The 14,663-nt window shown below is 70.7% G+C and carries 13 protein-coding genes; 6 read left to right on the forward strand and 7 right to left on the reverse strand.

The annotated features are described in order from the left end of the window. Window positions 1–92 precede the first annotated feature (92 nt). Window positions 93–284 (forward strand): DUF397 domain-containing protein, encoded by a 192-nt coding sequence (locus tag CRP56_RS18300; RefSeq protein ID WP_097265383.1) that lies wholly within the window; start codon window positions 93–95, stop codon window positions 282–284. Between the two features lie 138 nt (window positions 285–422). Here the strand turns inward: CRP56_RS18300 and CRP56_RS18305 are convergent, their stop codons facing one another. After that, a complete protein-coding gene (locus CRP56_RS18305; protein ID WP_097265385.1) occupies window positions 423–1,286 on the reverse strand; it encodes a hypothetical protein in 864 nt (287 codons plus the stop codon). 90 nt (window positions 1,287–1,376) lie between these two features. Here CRP56_RS18305 and CRP56_RS18310 point away from each other — a divergent pair, with 90 nt between their 5' ends. After that, a complete protein-coding gene (locus tag CRP56_RS18310; RefSeq protein WP_097265387.1) occupies window positions 1,377–2,165 on the forward strand; it encodes an SDR family oxidoreductase in 789 nt (262 codons plus the stop codon). Between the two features lie 127 nt (window positions 2,166–2,292). Then, on the forward strand, window positions 2,293–3,834 hold the full coding sequence (locus tag CRP56_RS18315; RefSeq protein ID WP_097265389.1) for a sodium:solute symporter family protein: 1,542 nt from the start codon (window positions 2,293–2,295) through the stop codon (window positions 3,832–3,834). A 133-nt stretch (window positions 3,835–3,967) separates the two neighbouring features. On the opposite strand, the gene CRP56_RS18320 is transcribed toward CRP56_RS18315, so the two are convergent. Then, window positions 3,968–5,083, reverse strand: coding sequence for an ADP-ribosylglycohydrolase family protein (locus CRP56_RS18320; RefSeq protein WP_097265392.1), 1,116 nt, complete (start codon window positions 5,081–5,083; stop codon window positions 3,968–3,970). Window positions 5,084–5,170: 87 nt separating this feature from the next. Here CRP56_RS18320 and CRP56_RS18325 point away from each other — a divergent pair, with 87 nt between their 5' ends. Together CRP56_RS18325 and CRP56_RS18330 are read left to right on the forward strand one after the other, a co-directional pair. Continuing rightward, on the forward strand, window positions 5,171–6,043 hold the full coding sequence (locus CRP56_RS18325; RefSeq protein ID WP_097265394.1) for a helix-turn-helix domain-containing protein: 873 nt from the start codon (window positions 5,171–5,173) through the stop codon (window positions 6,041–6,043). Then, complete coding sequence (locus CRP56_RS18330; RefSeq protein ID WP_097265396.1) at window positions 6,040–6,234, forward strand: DUF397 domain-containing protein; 195 nt, start codon at window positions 6,040–6,042, stop codon at window positions 6,232–6,234. Before CRP56_RS18325 ends, CRP56_RS18330 begins: the two co-directional genes overlap by 4 nt. On the opposite strand, the gene CRP56_RS18335 is transcribed toward CRP56_RS18330, so the two are convergent. Both CRP56_RS18335 and CRP56_RS18340 read right to left on the reverse strand, forming a co-directional pair. Beyond that, complete coding sequence (locus tag CRP56_RS18335; RefSeq protein ID WP_097265398.1) at window positions 6,212–6,856, reverse strand: nucleotidyltransferase domain-containing protein; 645 nt, start codon at window positions 6,854–6,856, stop codon at window positions 6,212–6,214. The genes CRP56_RS18330 and CRP56_RS18335 overlap by 23 nt on opposite strands. A gap of 63 nt (window positions 6,857–6,919) precedes the next feature. Continuing rightward, window positions 6,920–10,162 carry an ATP-binding protein gene (locus CRP56_RS18340; RefSeq protein WP_097265400.1) on the reverse strand — a complete coding sequence of 1,081 codons (3,243 nt, stop codon included), beginning with the start codon at window positions 10,160–10,162 and terminating at the stop codon, window positions 6,920–6,922. 90 nt (window positions 10,163–10,252) lie between these two features. On the opposite strand from CRP56_RS18340, the gene CRP56_RS18345 reads away from it, so the two are divergent. Next, entirely contained in the window at window positions 10,253–10,753 is a 501-nt protein-coding gene (locus CRP56_RS18345; RefSeq protein WP_097274196.1) for a DUF2165 domain-containing protein, read from the forward strand. Window position 10,754: 1 nt separating this feature from the next. On the opposite strand, the gene CRP56_RS18350 is transcribed toward CRP56_RS18345, so the two are convergent. The 3 genes from CRP56_RS18350 to CRP56_RS18360 form a co-directional block, all read right to left on the reverse strand. Continuing rightward, window positions 10,755–11,291 (reverse strand): DUF4760 domain-containing protein, encoded by a 537-nt coding sequence (locus CRP56_RS18350; RefSeq protein WP_097265402.1) that lies wholly within the window; start codon window positions 11,289–11,291, stop codon window positions 10,755–10,757. A gap of 47 nt (window positions 11,292–11,338) precedes the next feature. Beyond that, window positions 11,339–11,902, reverse strand: coding sequence for a hypothetical protein (locus CRP56_RS18355; protein WP_097265403.1), 564 nt, complete (start codon window positions 11,900–11,902; stop codon window positions 11,339–11,341). A gap of 80 nt (window positions 11,903–11,982) precedes the next feature. Next, complete coding sequence (locus CRP56_RS18360; RefSeq protein WP_097265405.1) at window positions 11,983–14,565, reverse strand: bifunctional FO biosynthesis protein CofGH; 2,583 nt, start codon at window positions 14,563–14,565, stop codon at window positions 11,983–11,985. Window positions 14,566–14,663: the final 98 nt, after the last annotated feature.

Below are 14,663 nucleotides of genomic sequence, written 5' to 3' on the forward strand. Positions count from 1 at the left end.
GGCAACAACGTTGGCGCAAACCGTGTCGTGCAGACGGAGACCAACGCACACCGCGGTGACAGCAACTCAGCAACTGGCTAATCGGAGCGAACATGGCAATCAAGCAGGGCGTCACGGACGAGTGGGTCAAGTCCTCCTACTCCCAGGGCAATGGCGCGTGCGTCGAGATCAAGTCCCCCGTCCTCGCGGCGATGGCCGTCCGGGACTCGAAGATCACGGACGGCCCCACCCTGGCCTTCCCCGCGGACGCGTGGACCGCCTTCGTCGGCTCGGTCAAGGCGTAAGCAGGTCGAGCGATCGAGTGATCGGTTCCAACACAACTTCACAAGCACCGTCCAAGAGCCCTCTCGTCCAGCTCGCCGTCCTTGCCGAGGGGGCTCGGCTTGTGCCCGGACACAGGCCCGAAAGAACAAGGAACAGGGTCAGCGCAGTCGGTCGACGTACTTGTCCGTGCCCGGCACCGTGGGGATGAACGGCGCTACCAGCTCCACCCGCCCCAGGCCCGCCTCCGCCACCGGCCCGTCCAGGCCCGTGAAGCAGGCCTCCCAGCAGTCCCGTGGGTCCGCCTCCAGGAACCACAGCAGGGTCAGCCGGGTGTCGACGCCCTCGACCTGCTTCACGTAGGTCATGCGGTCACCGGGCAGGGGCGTCGGGCGGAAGACGGTCACCATCGCGGCCGGTGAGCCCGCGATCCGCTTCGGCAGATGGCGGGAGCGCAGCCACTCCAGCAACTCCGCCCGCTGCTCGGGCGATTCGGCGTCGACGACCTCCACCACCAGGCCCGCGTAGGGGTGATCGAGGGCGTGGAAGTCGCGCGGCCCGGCGGCCCCGTCCCGGTACACGGTCGCCTCGTGGTCCTGGAACGCCGTGAAGACATGCGTACGGTCCTGGTAGACCCGCCCGTCCCGGTTCAGACGCTTGTTGATGCCGACGGTCCACTTCATGTGGTCGGCGTGGCGGCCGTCCGTGATCCAGTACGTCGAGATGTAGCACCCGGCGGTGACCGGCTGGGCGACCGCCGACTTCTCGGGGTAGCGCAGGAGTTGGAGGTCCCGGGTGGCGACCCAGCGCCGCCCGGCGTACATCCAGGGCATCGCCATCGCGCCGGCGTAGTAGTGGTCGTCCTCGTACCAGCGGTTGTAGGCGTACTCGTGACCAGGGTGCGGTTCGACCATGGTGATCAGGGCATGGCCGGGGCGGACTCCGTACGGCCCTACGGCGGCCAGTTCGGCGTACCTCTCGCTGTACGTCTCGCTGTACGTCTCGCTGCGGGTGTCGTCGCTCATGCGGTTCCCCTTTCCTGCGGTCGCCCTTACTCTGACGCTCCGTCAGATAATGCGCCAGAGCCAGAGCCAGAGCCGCCGGGAGGGTCATCGATGTCATCACTGCTCTCAGGGAAGACCGTCGTGGTGTCGGGCGTCGGGGCCGGGCTCGGACATCAGGTCGCCGCGGCCGTCGTACGGGACGACGGGAACGCCGTGCTCGGGGCCCGCACGGAGGCGAACCTGGCGAAGTCCGCCGCCGAGATCGATCCGGACGGGGCGCACACCGCGTACCGCGCCACGGACATCACCGACGAGCAACAGTGCGCTGCACTCGCGGAGTTGGCCGAGGAACGGTTCGGGCGGATCGACGCGGTGGTCCATGTGGCCGCCTGGGACAGCTATTTCGGCGGTCTGGAGGACGCGGACTTCACCACGTGGCAGTCGGTGATCGACGTGAACCTGCTGGGGTCGCTGCGGATGACCCGGGCCTGTCTGCCGGCGCTGAAGCGGTGCGGGGGCTCGGTGGTGTTCATCGGGACGCAGTCCTCGGTCGCGGCGCCCTCGCAGGTGCGACAGGCGGCGTACGCGGCGTCGAAGGGGGCGCTGACGAGCGCGATGTACTCGCTGGCGCGGGAGCTCGGCCCGTACCGCATCCGCGTGAACACGGTGCTGCCGGGCTGGATGTGGGGGCCGCCGGTGCAGGCGTACGTCCAGTTCACCGCGCACACCGAGGAGGTCGGCGAGCCCGAGGTGCTCAAGCGGCTCACCGAGCGGATGGCGTTGCCCGAGCTCGCCACGGACGGGGACGTGGCGGACGCGGCGGTGTTCCTGGCGTCGGACCGGGCACGATCCATCACGGGACAGTCATTGCTGGTCAACGCCGGGGAGCTGATGCGCTAACGTTCACGTAGATGAACTCGACCCAACATGCCGAATGAATTTACCTCCCCTTGACCTTACGTCCGCTTGTCGTGTTCACGCGGCAGCACCCACGATGAGCGCCGGGTCGAACCCTGGGAGGGCGCACATGAACGGTCTCGACTGGGCCGTGCTCATCGGCTACTTCGGCGTGATGGTGGCGATCGGCGTGTGGTCGCACAAGCGCGTGGACAACGTCAGCGACTTCTTCACGGCCGGCGGCAAGATGCCCTGGTGGCTCTCCGGCATCTCGCACCACATGTCGGGCTACAGCGCGGTGATGTTCACCGGGTACGCGGGCATCGCGTACACCTACGGCGTCACTTCCTTCGTCACCTGGTCCTTCCCCATCGCCCTCGGCATCGCGATCGGCTCCAAGCTCTTCGCGCCACGCATCAACCGCCTGCGCTCCCGCCTCCACGTGGCCTCCCCGCTGGAGTACCTGAAGAACCGCTACGACCTCAAAACCCAGCAGGCGCTGGCCTGGTCCGGCATGCTGCTGAAGATCGTGGACGTGGGCGCGAAGTGGGCCGCGATCGCGACCCTGTTGTCGGTCTTCACGGGCATCTCCCTGAACCAGGGCATCCTCATCACCGGCTGCATCACCGCCGTCTACTGCACGATCGGCGGCCTGTGGGCGGACGCGCTGACCGAACTCGGCCAGTTCGTCATCCAGTTGCTGGCCGGGGTGGCCATGCTGATCGCGGTGGTCCTGGAGCTGAACGACAAGGGCATCGGCTTCTGGGGCGCCTGGGACGAACCGCAGTTGAAGGGCCACGGCGAGCCGCTGGTGGGCCCCTACGGCACGGTCTTCCTCCTCGCCTTCCTCTTCATCAAGCTCTTCGAGTACAACGGCGGCATGCTCAACCAGGCCCAGCGCTACATGGCCACGGGCAGCGCGTACGAGGCGGAGCGGTCGGCGCGGCTGTCGGCGGCGCTGTGGCTGGTGTGGCCGGTGGTCCTGTTCATCCCGATGTGGCTGTCCCCGCTCTTGGTGCAGTCCCAGAAGCCGGACGGCTCCGACGCGTACGGCCTGATGACCGAACAGCTCCTACCCCACGGCCTGTTGGGCTTGGTAATCGTCGGCTTCTTCTCACACACCATGGCGATGTGCTCCTCCGACGCCAACGCGATCGCGGCGGTGTTCACGCGGGACTGCGCGCCGGTGGTGTGGCGGCGGGCGCGGGCGTGGAGCGAGGGGCAGGGTCTGCGGGTGGCCCGGGTGACGACGGTCGTCTTCCTGGGCCTGTCGATGGCGGCGGCCACCCAGGTCAACTCCCCCGCCTTCAAGGACATCATCACGGTCGTCATCAAGTGGGTCGCCGGTCTGATGGGACCGATGGCCATCCCGATGATGCTGGGCCTGCTCCGCCCGTTCCGCCGCTCGGGCCCGACGGCGGCGCTCACCAGCTGGTCGATGGGGCTGCTGGCCTTCTGGCTGGTCAACTACCCGATCAACTGGAACGTGGACGGCGGAGTCCCGCTCCAGTACCAGGTCTCGGTGCCGCTCGCGGTCTCCCTGGTCCTGTACATCCTGATCGGCTTCCTCAAGCCGGAGGACACTCCGGAACGCCTGGCGATCATCGAGAAGATCAACACCGATGGCGACGGGGTCGCTGCGCGGGCTGAGCCGGTGCCTACGGAGGCGTGACTTCGGTTCGTCGGCGGGTGCGGGTCCGGTGGGGGCTGGTCGCGCAGTTCCCCGCGCCCCTTGGAGGCGTTGCAGGTCCCGGCGTGTAACACCTCCCGGCGCGGCCCCGACCCACACCCCGCCCGAGCCGCGCTCAGCCCCGCGGATACCGCGCCAGCCAGCCCGGTGACGCCCCTGCCGGGCCGTGCAGGGCCGGGCCCTGGGTCATCTCCATCGCGAAGTCGTCGGCCAGTTCCAGCAGCGTGGGACGGCCCTCCAGCTCGGCCAGCCAGGCCGGCGGGAGGGCCGTTTCGCCGTGCAGGGCGCCTAGCAGGCCGCCCGTGAGGGCGCCGGCCGCGGCGGAGGGGCCGTCGTGGTTGACGGCGAGGCAGAGGCCGTGCCGTACGTCCTCGCTGACCAGGGCGCAGTAGACGGCGGCTGCCAGCAGGCCCTCGGCGGTAGCGGCCCCGATGAGCTCCGCCACCCTCGCGGGCGTCGGCATCCCCTGCCGTACGGCACCCAGCGCGTGCTGCAACGCGTCCGACACGGGCTGATGGCCGGGCCGGGCGGCGACGAGGGCGAGGGTCTGCTGGACGGCGGCGTCCAGGCTCTCGCCGCGGGCGAGCCCGTGCACGATCGCGGCGTACGCGCCCGCCGCGAGGCAGGCGACGGGATGGCCGTGGGTCTGCGCCGCGCACTCCACGGCGAGCTGCACGACGAGCTGTGGCTCCCAGCCGACGAGCAGCCCGAAGGGCGCGGAACGGGCGGCGGCCTCCGGCCCGGCCTCGCCGGGGCTCTTGGGGGCGTCGAGGGTGCCCATGGTGTCGTCGCCGAAGCCGATGAGCAGGGAGCGGGCGGGATCACGCCGGGCGTACAGCCACTCCTCCCGCGCCAGCCACCCATCATCCTTGCGCCGCTCGTCGGGCCCCCAGTCCCGCTGGGTGGCGGCCCACCGCAGATAGGCGCGGTGCAGGTCGGTCGGCGGATGCCAGGCGCCGGTGTCGCGGCGGACCTGGGCGCGTATCAGCCCGTCGACGGAGAAGAGGGTGAGCTGGGTGAGATGGGAGACGGCACCGCGCCGCCCGTACGCGGGCGCGAGGTCGACGACGCCTTCGGCACCGTACGTCTGCCGGATCTCCGCCAGCGGAAGCGCGTCGACCGGGGCGCCCAGCGCGTCCCCGACGGCGGCCCCGAGCAGCGTGCCGCGCACCCGGCTGCGGAAGTCCTGCTGTTCGGCCCGCCCCCAGACGGCCCCGGCTGTCACACCCACCAAGCCCTCCTCAACGGCACCGCCCGGACGCACGACAGTTCAGCACTGTAATCGACCGAGAACGGTCAGTTCATGGGGCGGAACGGTATGCGGGTTGTGTGCGGAGTGGTCGCTATTGGGCTCGGGTGGTCAGGTACCGACCTGCGAACCGGGTGCGCCGCCGAGCGTCACAGTCCGGCCTGGGGTGCCTTCGGCTCCGCTACGCCGCGGTCGTCGCCGTACGGCAGTCCCGGCATCGGGCGGCAGATCAAGATGTGGCGGGAGGCCGCCGGGCTGACCCAGCCCGAACTCGGCGAAGCGATCGGGTACGGCGGGGAGATGGTCTCGTCGGTGGAGCGGGGGCGGCGGAGTCCCAAGCCGGACTTTCTCGACAAGGCCGATGAGGTGCTGGGCGGGGGCGGCCGGATCTCCGCGATGAAGAAGGACGTGGAGGAGGCCCGTTACCCGAAGAAGGTGCGGGATCTTGCGAAGCTGGAGGACGAGGCCGTCGAGCTCGGGGCCTACGGCAACCACAACATGCACGGCCTGCTCCAAACACCCGAGTACGCACGGGCGTTGTTCGCGATCAGGCAGCCCGCGTACTCGGAAGACGAGATCGAGCGCCAGGTCTCCGCGCGTATGGCACGGCAGCGCATCTTCGAGCGGACGCCCGCCCCGCTGCTCACCTTTGTCCAGGAAGAGGTGACGTTGGAGATCGGCACGTTGAGGCACGTCAGGATTCAGGTGATGCCCACGAGCTGCGAGGATCACGCCGGTATGGGCGGCTCACTTCAGCTGCTGAAACTTCGGGATGGCAAGACACTCGGCCACTCGGAGGGACAGCTCCACAGCCGTGTGATCAGTGATCCCCGGGAAGTCCAGATCCTGGAAATGCGCTATGGAATGATCCGGGCGCAGGCCCTGACGCCGCGCGAGTCGCTGGCCTTCATCGAGAAAGTCCTGGGAGAAGAACAGACATGACCTCCGCCCTGAAGTGGTTCAAGAGCAGCTACAGCAGCAACGACGGCCCTGAATGCGTCGAGGTCGCCATATCCCCCGCCGACCCCGACACCACCACCGTCCACGTCCGCGACTCCAAGGACAAGGACGGCGCCCGCCTCGCCTTCACCGAGCGCTCCTGGACGGCCTTCATCGGAGCCCGTTCCGTGTAGTCAGCCACGGATGCCCGGGGTGCACCCGCCGCAGCCACTCGCCGAGCCGCTGGCGCCGGGACCGGTCCAGCAGCGGCAGCACTTCGTCGAAGTCCGCCTGGTCCTTGGGGCGTGGGTCCCTGGCCTTGAACAGCAGCACCAGTTCCGGCACCAGATACGGAATCCCGTCCGGCGTCCGCTCGATGATCTCGTCGTACGGCAGCCGCAGGCTCTGGTCCCGTCGGCAGACCCACATCCCGTCCTCGTGCGGCTCGCGGAAGACGTCGAACAGGAACCGGCCGCTCGCCGGGTCACGGAGCCAGGTCTGGTGGGTGGCCGCCAGCACCTCCGTGTCTGCGTCGGCCCAGACCCGCCCCCAGCCCACCGCGTCCCAGGCGTACCCGGTGAAGCGGTCCCGGAGCTCCGGAAAGCGGGCGGCGGGCACCGCGATCTCCAGGTCGCCGTGCGGCCGTGACTGCTCCCCGCGGAAGAGGTCCAGCGCCCATCCCGCCGCGACGCACCAGGGAGCGTCGACCCCGTTCAGTCGCTCCGCGACCTGTCCCGGCCGCCACGCGTCCGTCCACCTCGCGTCCGTCTCGTCCGCGTCGAGCACCACACCACCGGGCGGCAAAGAGTCGTCCATCGACCCAACCTATCCCGGCCTCCGGTGGCTGGATTCTGGCTGAATGCCATCTGTCCTCGCCGCCTACTCCGCAAAACGCGCCCGCACCGCGTCCCTGGCCTCGACGGCCGGCTCCAGGCAGGCCGTGATCCCCGCAACGTCCGCGCCCTCGCTGTCCCTCAGGTCCGTGAGGATGGACACCAGGTTGGCCAGGTTCAGCCAGTCGGGGTTCAGGGCCAGCACCTCCGCGAGGCCCTGTTCGGCGGTGGGCCGGTCGGAGAGGGCGCAGCCGGTGAAGCAGCGGGCCTCGGCTTGTCTCAGTGGATTCAGTCGGGTGTTCTCCTGCACCAGCCGAACCAGTTCCCGCCACAGTGGGGCTGCCGAGGGCAGGCCTTCCGAACTGCTCACGGTCAGCGCCGCCTCGAAGGTGCCCAAGACTGGTTCGCCGCCCGTGCGGAGTCGTTCGGCGACGCGGTGGGCCTCCGCCCAACGGCCCGCGTGGCGGTGCAGCGCTGGAGACAGGTCGTCCATGTCGTCGGTGAGCCGGGCTTCCGCCTCGTCCCAGCGCTCGCACAGCATCAGCAGCTCGACGGCCGTACGGCGGGCCCAGTCCGGTTCCGTGTCCAGGGCGACGCAGCGGTCGAGGTCCGCGAGGGCCTGTTCGGTGCGGCCCGTCGCGAGGCAGACGCGAGCACGCTGTCCGTACGCCCAACCGTAGTCGGGGGACAGCGCCAAGGCCCGGTCCAGGTGCCGGATCGCTTCGGTGTGGTTCTCGCGGGCCCGGTGGGCCGAGCCCAGGATCGCCCAGGAGCTGGCGTCCTCGGGTTCCTGCTCCAGGCAGTGCCGCAGCGCGGCGATGGCCTCATCGTGGCGGCCCGCGTCCAGGTACTCCGAGCCGAGTTCGCGACGGATCCACATCGCGTCCGGGGCCGCCGCCACGGCCGCCTCCAGGTCGGCGAAATGGCCCGCCTCGTCGCCGTTCATGTGCTTCGCCCGGGACCGCATCGCGAGCGCCCAGGCGTAGCCGGGCCGCAGCGCGATCGCCCGGTCCAGGTCAGCCTGCGCCTCCTCGCCCCGGCCGAGTTCACCCAGCGCCGCGCCCCGGCTCGCCCACGCCGAGGCATGGTCCGGGTCCAGGGCGACCGCACGGCCCAGCTCGGTGACCGCGTCCTCGAAGCGTCCCGCCAGCCGGTAGTTGTCGCCTCGCCACGAGGCGACCCAGGCCGCGTCCGGGGCACGCGAGACCGCGAGGTCGAAGTCGGCGTAGGCCTCCTCCCACTCTCCCCGGCTGCGCCGCAGTCGTGCTCTGCGGACCAGCGTCCACAGGTCGTCGTCGATGGCGAGCGAGCGGTTGAAGTCGGCGAGGGCCTCGTCGTACCGCCCCAGGACGTGCCGGCACACGCCCCGTCCGGTCAGGGCGCCCGCGTCGGTCGGGTCGAGGGCGAGAGCGCGGTCGAAGTCGGCGACGGCTTCCTCGATCCGGCCCGCCAGCCGGTAGGTCTCGGCACGCTCGGCGATGATCCAGCCGGTGTCGGGGGACAGCTCGTCGGCGCGGTCGAAGGCGGTCAGGGCGGCCGGGTAGTCGTCCATGAGCTGGAGAGTGAGGCCCCGGCCGTAATGTGCGAGGGCCGAATGCGGGGCCAGCTCGATCGCTCGGTCGCATTCCTCCAACGCCCGTGCATACTCCCCCTCATGGCGCCACTCGCGGCCTCGGAGCAGGTGCGCAGCCGCCCGGCCGCGCGGGTCCAGGCCCGGCCGGAGCAGGAGCAGGTCCAGCGCGCGGGCCAGTCCGGCCTCGTCGTCGAGCGCCTCTCCCAACTCCCGTCCCCAGTCCGCCGACTGGGTGTGGTCCGTGGCGCCGCCCGCGTCCTGGAGCATGCGAGCCCAGCGTCGCCCCTCGGCCGCGTCCTCGCGGCAGGCCTCGACGAACAGCCCGAGCGCGTCGGCGAGGGCGGCCGCGGGCCGGGCGCACAGCAGGTGGTACGTCTCCTCCAGGCGCAGGGCGCGCCACTCCTCGTCCGCCCAGAGGTTGTCGGCGTCGAGCCCCTCCCCCACGTCCTGCCGCCACTCCGCGAACGCCGCCGCCAGTCGCCGGTGCCGCGCCCGCCACCGCTGCGGATAGTGCAGCCGCTCCTGGCGCAGCATCGGTTCCCGTACCACGTCGTGGTACCGGACGCGTCCGCCGCGCTCCCCCACGAAGGGCAGCCCACGCAACCACCGGTACTGGACGTCGAGTTCACCGTCGGGGAGGTCGATCAGGATCCGGAAGACGTCGCCGTCCAGCCAGCGCGGCAGGGCGCAGATCCGGGCGACGTCATGGCGGACCTCCGGCTCGGCCCGCAGGAACCGCTCCACGGCGTCGGCGCTGGGGTCCTCGACCTGCTCCGGGACGTCGGGCCGCTTCTCAGCGAGGGTCGACACAAGGACGGGCAACCCGCCGGTCACCCGCAGCACCTCGGTGACCACCGGCTCGGCCACCACCCCTTTCCCGGCCAGGAGCCGACGCGCCTCGGCGTCGGTGAACGGAGCGAGCGGCAGCTCCACGGCACCGTTCCAGCGGCCGGTCGGCAGGGACAGTTGGCCCGCGGTCACGACGACGGCCGTCTCCGGCAGGCCGCCGTGCTCATCGCCCTTCCTGAACAGGCCGTGCAGCCACGGGTCCAGGAACGGGCCGGTCTGTTCGTACGTATCGAAGAACAGGACGATCCGCGTCGCGGCGGAGGCGGCGGCGCGCAGTTCACGCAGCAGCACCGGGCTGAGCGCGGCCTCCGGATGCAGGACGAGGTCGATGTCGTCGGCGCTGCGGAACCGGGCGCTGAGGCCGGCCCGCAGCCGGTCCGCGCCCTGGGCTATCAGGTCGGCGGGCAGCGCCCGAGTGAGCAGCGCGGCCCCCGGAACAGCAGTCTCCAGCACGCCCCTGCCCAGCTCGACGGCGGCTCTGCTCCCGGCGGACGCGGGCTCCGGCTCCTGCGCCCGCATCGCCGCCTCCGCCTCCCGCCGCCGCTCCTTGTACACGGCCAGCCGGCGTTCCAGCTGCTTCAACCTGCGCCCCTGCGCAGCGAACTGACGACAGACCAGCTCCAGCACGTCCGGCACGCTGCCCGCGTCCTCGTCGACGTACACCGTGAGCGCGCCGCGTTCCCGCGCGAGCCTCTTCAACTCCTCGACCAGGAACGTCTTCCCGACGCCGGAGTCACCGCGGACGTGGAACCGCGAGCGGTGCTCCGGGTCCCCCGGCGGCACGTCGAAGTTCCGCAGGAAAAAGGCCCGTTCGGCCTCCCGGCCGACGAACCGGTCCGCCGGCCCCGATCCAGGCGACTGCGCCATCCCCGTATGTCTCCTCGCTGCGGCGACTCCCCGTCATTCTGGCTCAATGCGTACGGCGAGGCGTCATCCTCACAGGGAAAAATGATCGCCATGGCCACCACACCCCCACGCACCGCACTCCACCTCACCGCCACCCTCCTCACCGCCACCGTCGCCCTCTACATGGCCCTCGTCGCCTTCGGGAACATCACGGACTTCGGCACGAATCAGGCGTTCGTCCAGCACGTTCTCGCGATGGACACGACCTTCAAGGACGACGACCTGATGTGGCGGGCCGTCACCAGCAAGGGGCTTCAGGACGCGGCGTACGTCGCGATCATCGTCTGGGAGACGGTGGCCGCGTTGGTGCTGATCTACGGCACCTGGCTCTACGCCCGGCGAGATGATCTCCGCGGGCGCCGGTTCGCCACCTACGGCCTGCTCATGGTCATGCTCCTCTTCGGCGCCGGTTTCATCGCGATCGGCGGGGAGTGGTTCTCGATGTGGCAGTCGGAGGACTGGAACGGGCTGGACGCCGCGCTGCGGGTGTTCGTGCTGAGCGGGGTCGTGCTGATCGTCGTACAGCTGCCCGCCGGGGCGCGCGACGCCTGAGTCAGGTCAGTCCGCGCTCGCGTCTGCGCCGGATCTCGGCGATCCGCTCGCGGACGTGGTCCGGCGGCAGTTGTGCAGCCAGCCTCGCCAGTTCCTCGAAGCTCGACAGATAGTTTCCGCCGCCCGGCCCGCGCAGCTCCCGCTCGCGGGCCACGAACGGCCGGATCGCCTCCCACACCGAGAGAATCCGGGTGCGCAGGACCGTGACCAGCAGGGTTTCGTCGAGCAGCCCGAAGACCGCCAGGTTGGCGAAGGACTGGTAGTAGTACACGACGCTGTAGAAGGCCGCCTTCGCCTCCTCGGGCAGCCCGCGCACCCCGGCCGCCGGGTCGTTCTCGGCCCCCAGCCGCAGCGTGACGTAGTCGTGGTGCCCGTGGAACTCCACCGACCGGAACTCCGCGAGCAGGTCGATCATCACGGATATGTGGTTGGCGTGCTTCGCGGTGCGGGTCTGCCGGGCGCTGAAGACGACGGAGGTCACCACGGCGACGACCGCGATGGCCGTGGTCACGATGTTGAAGACGACGGAGCTGTCCATCCGGTCACCGTACGGAGATCGGCGCCCCACGTGCAGCCCCTGGCGGACTAGTTGACCACCACGACCGCCGTACCCGTCTCGCCGAACGTCCACAGTGCCGAGCCGTCCGCCTTCTTCATGCGGATGCCGCCGGTCTGGGTGCCCGCGGCGGGCGGGGGCGGGGAGGAGCCGTCGACGGCGTTGGAGAAGGCGATGTTCTTGCCGGACTTCGCGGCGAAGTAGACGACGTGCTCGATCCTGACCCCGTCGGAGCCGGTGATCGGGTCGCCGGAGCGGGTCCCGACCTTGTAGTCGCCCGGGTCGGGGGAGACCGTCCCCGGCCACACGGCGAAGGTGCGGCGGGCCGCGTCGCTCGCGTCGACCAGCCACACCCGCTTCTCGCCGAGCGAGTAGACGATGCGGCGGCCGGTGCCCGAGTCGTCGGGCACGGCGGTCGCCGCCGGCTTCTTCGCCCCGGCCGAGGGGGACGCGGACGCCGTCGCGCTCGGGCGGACGCTCTTCGCCTCGGGCTTGGCGCCCTTGTCCGCCTGTACGGCGAGAGCGGCGACCACGGCTATCGCTCCCACCGTCAGACCGGTCACCCAGACCTTCGAGGCAGGCACGGCAGGTATCTCCTCAGCTCACCGACAGGGTCGGATCATCGTACTGCCGTGCGCCCGCCCTCTTCGTCCAGCAGTCTCAGGCCAGAACCTCAGTCCAGCACCGGCAGCAGCTCCGGCAGGTGCCCGTCGGACACCGCCGCCGCCTTCTGCCGCTCCTCCGGGACCTCGCCGTACAGCGTGGTGCGGGGCTTCGCCGGGCGGCCGGCCGCCTCCGCCACCGCGATCAGGTCCTGCACCGACTTGTAGGAGCCGTAGGAGGAGCCCGCCATGCGCGAGATGGTCTCCTCCATGAGCGTGCCGCCCAGGTCGTTGGCGCCGGAGCGCAGCATCTCCGCCGCGCCCTCGGTGCCGAGCTTCACCCAGCTGGTCTGGATGTTCGGGATGTGCGGGTGGAGCAGGAGTCGGGCCATCGCCGTCACCGCGCGGTTGTCCCGCATCGACGGGCCCGGGCGGGCGATGCCGGCCAGGTAGACCGGGGCGTTGGTGTGGATGAACGGGAGCGTCACGAACTCGGTGATGCCGCCCGTCTGCTGCTGGATACGGGCCAGCGTGCGCAGGTGGCCCAGCCAGTGGCGGGGCTGGTCGACATGGCCGTACATCATGGTCGAGGTCGACGGGATGCCCACCTCGTGGGCCGTCGTGATCACCTCGATCCAGGTCGCCGTCGGCAGCTTGCCCTTGGTGAGGACCCAGCGGACCTCGTCGTCGAGGATCTCGGCGGCCGTGCCGGGGATGGAGTCCAGGCCCGCCTCCTTCGCCGCCGTCAGCCACTCGCGGATGGACAGGCCGGTGCGGGTCGCGCCGTTGACGACCTCCATGGGCGAGAAAGCGTGCACATGCATGCCGGGGACGCGTTCCTTCACCGCCTTCGCGATGTCGAAGTACGCCGTGCCGGGCAGGTCCGGGTGGATGCCGCCCTGCATGCAGACCTCGACCGCGCCCACGTCCCAGGCCTGCTGGGCGCGGTCGGCGACCTGGTCCAGGGAGAGGGTGTAGGCGTCCGCGTCGGTGCGGCGCTGGGCGAACGCGCAGAAGCGGCAGCCGGTGTAGCAGACGTTGGTGAAGTTGATGTTCCGCGTGACGATGTACGTCACGTCGTCGCCGACCGCCGCCTTCCGGACGTCGTCCGCGATACGGGTGAGGGCGTCCAGGGCGGGGCCGTCCGCGTGCAGCAGGGCGAGGGCCTCGGCGTCCGTGAGCTTGGTGGGGTCGTCAGCCGCCGTGGCCAGCGCCTGGCGTACGTCGGTGTCGATGCGCTCCGGCACCATTCCCGGCGCCGCCGCCTCCCGCAGGGCGCCCCAGTCGCCGTAGACGACGTCGAAGTCGTCCCGGCGGTCGGCCGTACGGCCCTCGGTGTCGATGGTGGTGTGCAGGTCGGTGCGGCCGGACGGGACGAAGACCTCCTCCGGCTCCTGCCACGGGTGGCCCTCGACCACCGCGTCCTCGCGCGCGAGGCCCGTCTCCCCGTCCGCCAGCGCGCGTACGTGCGGGAGCAGCCGGGGGTCCAGCCAGGGTTCGCCGCGCTGGACGAACTCCGGGTACACACAGAGGCGTTCGCGGAGCTCGAAGCCGGCCGCCGCGGACTTCGCCGCCAGCTCCTCGATCTGCGGCCAGGGGCGTTCGGGATTGACGTGGTCGATGGTGAGCGGGCTGACCCCGCCCCAGTCGTCGATGCCGGCCGCGATGAGCCGCTCGTACTCGCTGTCCACCAGGTTCGGCGGGGCCTGGATGTTCCCCGCCGGGCCCATGACGATCCGGGCCACCGCCACGGCCGCGACCAGCTCGTCCAGCTCCGCGTCCGGCATGCCGCGCATCGCGGTGTCCGGCTTGGCGCGGAAGTTCTGGATGATCAGTTCCTGGACGCCGTGGTAGGCGCGGGCGACGCGGCGCAGCGCGAACAGGGACTCCGCCCGCTCCTCGTACGTCTCACCGATCCCGATGAGGATGCCGGAGGTGAAGGGGACGGAGGACCGGCCCGCGTCCTCCAGTACGCGCAGGCGTACGGCGGGCTCCTTGTCCGGGGAGCCGTAGTGGGGGCCGCCCGGCTCCGACCACAGGCGGGTGGCGGTCGTCTCCAGCATCATGCCCATGCTGGGCGCGACCGGCTTGAGGCGCTGGAAGTCCGTCCAGGACATCACCCCGGGGTTGAGATGGGGCAGCAGTCCCGTCTCCTCCAGGATGCGGATCGATATCGCGCGGACGTACGCGATCGTGTCGTCGTAGCCGTGCGCGTCGAGCCACTCGCGCGCCTCCGGCCAGCGGTCCTCGGGCTTGTCGCCGAGGGTGATGAGGGCTTCCTTGCAGCCGAGGGCCGCGCCCTTGCGGGCGATGTCCAGGACCTCGTCCGGGGACATGAACATGCCGTGGCCGGCGCGACGGAGCTTGCCGGGGACGGTGACGAAGGTGCAGTAGTGGCACTTGTCCCGGCACAGACGGGTCAGGGGGATGAAGACGCTCTTGGAGTACGTGATGACGCCGGGGCGGCCTGCCTCCGCGAGGCCCGCGTCGCGGATGCGGGACGCTGTCGCGGTGAGGTCGTCCAGGGCCTCGCCGCGGGCCTGGAGGAGGACCGCGGCTTCGGTGACGTCGAGGGCCACGCCGGTGCGGGCGCGTTTGAGGGCGCGACGCAGGGAGTTTTCGGTGGGGCCGGTTCCGGTGGCGGAAGTCGTCATCTCTTGAGCATACGTTCGGGTGATCAGGGGGGTAGTGCGGTGTCCTGGCGGGTGCGGGCCGGTGGGGGCTGGGCGCGCAGTTCCCCGCGCCCCCAGGG

The organism is Streptomyces sp. TLI_55, from assembly GCF_900206255.1.
GTDB lineage: Bacteria > Actinomycetota > Actinomycetes > Streptomycetales > Streptomycetaceae > Streptomyces > Streptomyces aquilus.

What these genes read in the sequence shown, in the direction of transcription:
- CRP56_RS18350 (WP_097265402.1), bottom strand. Translation starts at nt 11,291, where the DNA reads ATGGACAGCTCCGTCGTCTTCAACATCGTGACCACGGCCATCGCGGTC.
- CRP56_RS18330 (WP_097265396.1), top strand. Translation starts at nt 6,040, where the DNA reads ATGACCTCCGCCCTGAAGTGGTTCAAGAGCAGCTACAGCAGCAACGAC.
- CRP56_RS18335 (WP_097265398.1), bottom strand. Translation starts at nt 6,856, where the DNA reads ATGGACGACTCTTTGCCGCCCGGTGGTGTGGTGCTCGACGCGGACGAG.
- CRP56_RS18345 (WP_097274196.1), top strand. Translation starts at nt 10,253, where the DNA reads ATGGCCACCACACCCCCACGCACCGCACTCCACCTCACCGCCACCCTC.
- CRP56_RS18300 (WP_097265383.1), top strand. Translation starts at nt 93, where the DNA reads ATGGCAATCAAGCAGGGCGTCACGGACGAGTGGGTCAAGTCCTCCTAC.
- CRP56_RS18305 (WP_097265385.1), bottom strand. Translation starts at nt 1,286, where the DNA reads ATGAGCGACGACACCCGCAGCGAGACGTACAGCGAGACGTACAGCGAG.
- CRP56_RS18315 (WP_097265389.1), top strand. Translation starts at nt 2,293, where the DNA reads ATGAACGGTCTCGACTGGGCCGTGCTCATCGGCTACTTCGGCGTGATG.
- CRP56_RS18325 (WP_097265394.1), top strand. Translation starts at nt 5,171, where the DNA reads ATGCGGGTTGTGTGCGGAGTGGTCGCTATTGGGCTCGGGTGGTCAGGT.
- CRP56_RS18340 (WP_097265400.1), bottom strand. Translation starts at nt 10,162, where the DNA reads ATGGCGCAGTCGCCTGGATCGGGGCCGGCGGACCGGTTCGTCGGCCGG.
- CRP56_RS18360 (WP_097265405.1), bottom strand. Translation starts at nt 14,565, where the DNA reads ATGACGACTTCCGCCACCGGAACCGGCCCCACCGAAAACTCCCTGCGT.
- CRP56_RS18310 (WP_097265387.1), top strand. Translation starts at nt 1,377, where the DNA reads ATGTCATCACTGCTCTCAGGGAAGACCGTCGTGGTGTCGGGCGTCGGG.